Origin of the sequence: Aeromonas sp. QDB14 (assembly GCF_027707845.1) — a bacterium.
Taxonomy (GTDB): domain Bacteria; phylum Pseudomonadota; class Gammaproteobacteria; order Enterobacterales; family Aeromonadaceae; genus Aeromonas; species Aeromonas caviae.
This window is the reverse complement of the sequence record NZ_JAPCJD010000136.1, coordinates 1-4,996: the sequence shown is the minus strand read 5'-3', so window position 1 is coordinate 4,996 and position 4,996 is coordinate 1. Positions and strand designations below refer to the sequence as shown.

General features: G+C 52.0%; 2 protein-coding genes. One reads left to right on the top strand and one right to left on the bottom strand.

What is annotated here, in order from left to right:
• Positions 1 to 151: 151 nt before the first annotated feature.
• Positions 152 to 3,169 (bottom strand): Tn3-like element IS3000 family transposase, encoded by a 3,018-nt coding sequence (locus PG887_RS21735; RefSeq protein ID WP_021740570.1) that lies wholly within the window; start codon positions 3,167 to 3,169, stop codon positions 152 to 154.
• Positions 3,170 to 3,658: 489 nt separating this feature from the next.
• Between PG887_RS21735 and PG887_RS21730 the strand changes: the two genes are divergently transcribed.
• A partial coding sequence (locus PG887_RS21730; protein ID WP_270822889.1) for a transposase occupies positions 3,659 to 4,996 on the top strand: 1,338 nt, incomplete at its 3' end.

Genomic DNA, 4,996 nt, shown 5'->3' with positions numbered 1-4,996 from the left:
AGCACCCTGCGCTGACCGGATCGGGCTAATGAACGTTATCTTGGCGGAAGGGATCAACCTCGGCTTGCGCAAAATGGGGTTCTAGGGATTTTCCGTCCAAAAACGACAAAGTGCTCTGGAGGCCGCGCCGTCCGTGGCCTCCAGAGGGGTATTACTTTTCGCTGACGGGTAAATATCCCTCGATTGAGCGCATAAGCTCCTCCAGATCTGGCAATTTTTCGCTCAATTCGAAGTGGTAAGTCCCCTTGAGGTTAATGTTGTGCCAGGCCACAGGGGATGCCTGTTTGACGATATCTATTCTCTTGGTATCTCCTTGGTATTCGAAGCTGGTCAACAGCTGGCTGAGTATCCTGGAGTTGAAGTAAACGATGGCATTGGTGACCAGGCGAGCGCACTCATTCCATAGCTGGATTTCTTCGTCTGAACTGCCCCGGAACTGATCCCCATTGACGCTGCTCACGGCCCGACGCAGTTGGTGATAGGCCTCTCCCCGGTTCAGCGCGCGCTGAACATAGTTTCTTAAACTGGCATCATCGATGTAGCACAGTAGATAATTCGCTTTCACCAGGCGATTGTATTCCGTCAGGGCTTCCAGCAGCGGGTGATTGCGCTTGTACTCCGAGAGCTTTCTCACCAAGGTGGCTTGCGTTGTTTTCCGCTGCTTAAGTGATACTGCAATCCGTTGGATGGTATCCCAGTGCTGCGCAATACGATGGGTATTGATTGGCTTTTTTAAGCACAGCTGAATTCGGTGTTCTTTGTCTTCCTTGACATCAAACATGTCATTGATCACTTTGCCAACCTGGGCATAGCGTGGGGCAAACTGGTATCCGAACAGATCCAGTAACGCGAAGTTCACATGGTTCACCCCATGGGTATCGGTTGAGAGCACATCCGGAATGATGTCTGACGTATTGCTCATCAACAAATCAAAGATGTAGTGCGATTCATGTTCGTTGGCGCCGATCACTCTGGCGTTGATCGCAGCGTGATTGGCGATCAAGGTCATGGCAGAAACACCTTTTTGAGTGCCAAAGTACTTCGACGAATAACGGGTTTTGAAGGTCTCGCGCCGGGCTTCGAACTTTTGACCATCGGCACTGGCGTGGATCACATCTTCCTGGATGTTGTAGTACCGGAAGATGGGTAGCTTGGCTGTCGCGTTATTGATGTTGTCGTTAGCAGCATTCAATGTTTCCAGGCGAAGATAGTTCGCCTGGATAGTGCTGAGCTGATCATAGGTACGATCAGAGATCTGTGCCATGCCGTAAATGCCTTGATTGGTTGCATTGCCGACCAGAATTGCCAACAGGTCATATTCATGGGAACGGCTTCTGGATTGGGAACCCAGCACATGAGCGAAGCAGTCAATGAAACCGGTGTCACGATCAACCATGCGCAGTACATCCGCAATCCCCGTTGTGGGAATTTGCTGGAAGAAGGGATTGTTGACCAGATGATGTTTGCTGGCCGAAGGCAGGCGCCAGAAGCGTTTACCCTGCGGATTACGCAAGATGATATTCCGGTTGTCTTCCTGTTCAAGATATTCGCCGACTTCGTACAAACGGGTATCCAATTCCATGGCCATCTGTTTGATCAGCTTTTCAGGCTCCTCCGCTAATTTTGTAAAATGGCTCTGTTGAAGCAGCGTATATTTGTTTTTTCGCCAATGTTCCCCGTCGATCAGGTCGGCGTCGAGTGCCCGGTATTTAGTGATATCAGGCAGCGTCAGCTGGCCATTCAGGCGATCAGGAATCTGTTGATAGAGGAACCACTCATAACGATCGATCAGGATATTCCCTTCACCATCCAGCAGGAATTCACGTGATTTTTTGGAAAGGAGTCTGGTGTCGGCAGTTTGCAACTGAGCGTCCTGGCCGTTGAGTTCGTTTTGTGTTTTCGCCAAGGCGGCCGCTAAGTGCTGGGTGCCGTCGCAGCCTTCGAAGCGCAGACATAGGAACAACTCTCGCAGCAAACCTTTCCGCAGACTTTCTTTCTCGTCGCAGTACTGCCACATGGCTTCATCGACCGATCGTCGCTGCTCGTTCAGGAAGAGACATACAGATTCCAGATCCCTTTTGGTCAGCAGGCTCAGTGCTTGCTGTCTTACTGTTGCAAACGGTAGTTGCAGATCAATGCTGTCATCAATGAACAGGTGCAGTACTTCAGCTGCCTTGCTGACATTTTTAGCTGCTTTTTGCCAATCCTTAAACACCGCTTCCTGCGCATAATCCTTTGCCTTCTGTTTGGTCTGTCTGACATGATGCACAAAGCCATCGGCAATACGTTCCAGCGCTTGCTGCCATCGCGTTTGAAGATAGCACAATAAATACAGCCATTGGCTGCCTACGGTTTGACGTTTCAGTTTGGCACCGTAGTAGTCGACTTTCTCTGCCAGGTGTTGCAGATTTTTCTGCGACAGTGATAGCGTGCTCAACAGCAGATCCACTTCCGGCATCCAATGCTGGATATGGCGATAGACAATCAGTTCTTTCTCCAACTCGGTTCCGGTGAAGTTACGAGCCGATTGTCGCAACTGTCGGAACGGCAGTGGACCTGTGCCGTTCACGAGCTCCGCCAGTGCTTGCTTAAGACCGCGTGACATTGCACGCTCAAGGTGCGCGGCCATGTGTTCCTGTTCGTCTCCCACCACCTGACTGATGATCTTTTGCAGCGTGCTGTAGGCAGGGATTGCGATCTTCTGCCCCGAACAATATTCAATGGCCGCATCGAAGAGGTGCCTAGGCGCTGTCCAGGCTCTGGCTTGCTGGGATAAGTAATCTCTCAACGCCGCTCCATGGTCTTTGACATTCCAGCGCTGGTAGTTGCAGAGCTGGAAAACACGTTGGTAAATCCGTTCGTTCTCTTTTGGCGTGAGATTAAAGGGTCTACAGCCTGGGCCTGGTAGAACGGTTTGATAAACGTATTTGAGGTCCTGCTTGATCTGATGAAAGCCGGGATTCAGCACCACCGGCTTGGCTTTGAAATAGCCCAGCAGTACCACCAGCATGTAACGCTGGCCCCGATGACGGAGGCTTTTAGCGATCGCCAGTTCCTTATCGTTCAGCGAGAAAAAGAAGCGTTGGTCGGCGGAGGTGAAAGCGGGGGGTCCATATAACTCATCTTGTTCTGCCTCGGACAAGATTTGGACACGTTCTTCGAATGCCATGGATTTAGCCCAAAAAGACTAAATCTTACTCAAACAGAGCCCAAATAGGGATCTCGAAAAAAGTAATACCCCTCTGGAGGCCACAGACGGCGGGGCCTCCAGAGCACTTTGTCGTTTTTGGACGGAAAATCCCTAGAACCCCAATAAGTTGACTGTGCGTGAAAAAGAAAGTTTTGTGTGATGGCGTTGAAGATCGTACCGTTAAGCTCTTATGTGGGATGGTGCAGAGCTCGACGACTACCGATAAAACGCAACCGCCGCAAACAGACAAGAAAAAGCCCCAACTGATAACAGTTGGGGCTTCAGTATTGTGATTGGTGGAGCAATAGCACCCTGAACCCAAAACCTTCTCGCTCAACCGGTAGTGGCTGATAACAACTCGTGAGGGCTATTGCGGGTTAAGCATTTAGCGATGTCTAGGGCCAGACTGGACGTCTGAACGCAAGCCGCTGATACTGTACATAACCACAGTATCAGCGGAGGATACCCATGTCGCTGGCAAGGAACGCCACGGCGAGTCAATCGCCCACTCAAACAAACGGTTACGAACGCCACCAACCCGACCAGACGCTGCTCTACCAGCTGGTTGAGCAGCACTACCCAGCCTTCAAAGCCTCACTCGAAGCCCAAGGTCAACACCTGCCTCGCTACATCCAACAAGAATTCAACGACCTCCTCCAATGTGGCCGTCTGGAGTATGGTTTCATGCGGGTTCGCTGCGAGGATTGTCATCACGAGCGTCTGGTCGCCTTCAGCTGTAAACGACGCGGCTTTTGCCCTAGCTGCGGTGCCCGCCGGATGGCCGAGAGTGCGGCGCTGCTGATAGACGAAGTCTTCCCCAAGGAGCCCATTCGCCAGTGGGTGCTCAGCTTTCCTTTCCAGCTACGCTTTTTGCTGGCTCGCCATCCCCAGCTGATGGGCCAGGTCTTGAGTATCGTCTATCGTACACTCTCAACTCATCTGATCAAAAAAGCCGGTTACACCAAAGCCTCTGCACAAACTGGCTCAGTGACTCTTATCCAACGCTTTGGCTCCGCGCTAAATCTCAATGTCCACTACCACATGCTGTTTCTCGATGGTGTCTATGCCGAAGATGACTATGGCAAGCAACGCTTCCATCGTGTCAAGGCACCCACTTACGATGAGCTGAATACGCTCGCTCACACCCTCAGCCATCGCATCGCTCGCTGCATGGAAAAGCGTGGGATTTTGGAGCGTGATGCCGAGAATACGTGGTTGACACTGGAAGAGGGCGAAGACGATACGCTGACTCAATTACATGGTGCTTCGGTTACGTATCGCATTGCCGTCGGCCCCCAGCAAGGGCGCAAAGTCTTCACCCTGCAAACCTTGCCAGGGCGTGAGGATAAAGCCGACTCAAGCAGTCGAGTAGCCAACCATGCTGGTTTCTCGCTACACGCCGGTGTGATGGCCGAAGCGCATCAGCGGGATAAGCTTGAGCGCTTGTGTCGCTACATTAGTCGGCCAGCGGTTTCAGAAAAACGTCTGGCATTAACCGCCAATGGGCAGGTGCGTTACGAGCTCAAAACTCCGTACCGCAATGGCACCACCCATGTGATCTTCGAGCCGCTGGACTTCATCGCCAAACTCGCTGCGTTGGTACCTAAGCCGCGAGTCAACCTCACACGCTTCCACGGCGTCTTTGCACCGAACAGCAAACACCGAGTTCAAGTAACACCCGCCAAGCGGGGCAAGAAGCCCGACAAATCGGAAGGTCTCGATACTAACTGGGCGTTGTTGATCAAATCCGTCGCTGGATGGCCGTTCCCCAACCCGTTGATACCACTCAATTCACTGGCTGGCGAA

Excerpts from the sequence above, each read along its gene's own strand:
- PG887_RS21735 (WP_021740570.1), bottom strand. The coding sequence starts at position 3,169 with ATGGCATTCGAAGAACGTGTCCAAATCTTGTCCGAGGCAGAACAAGAT.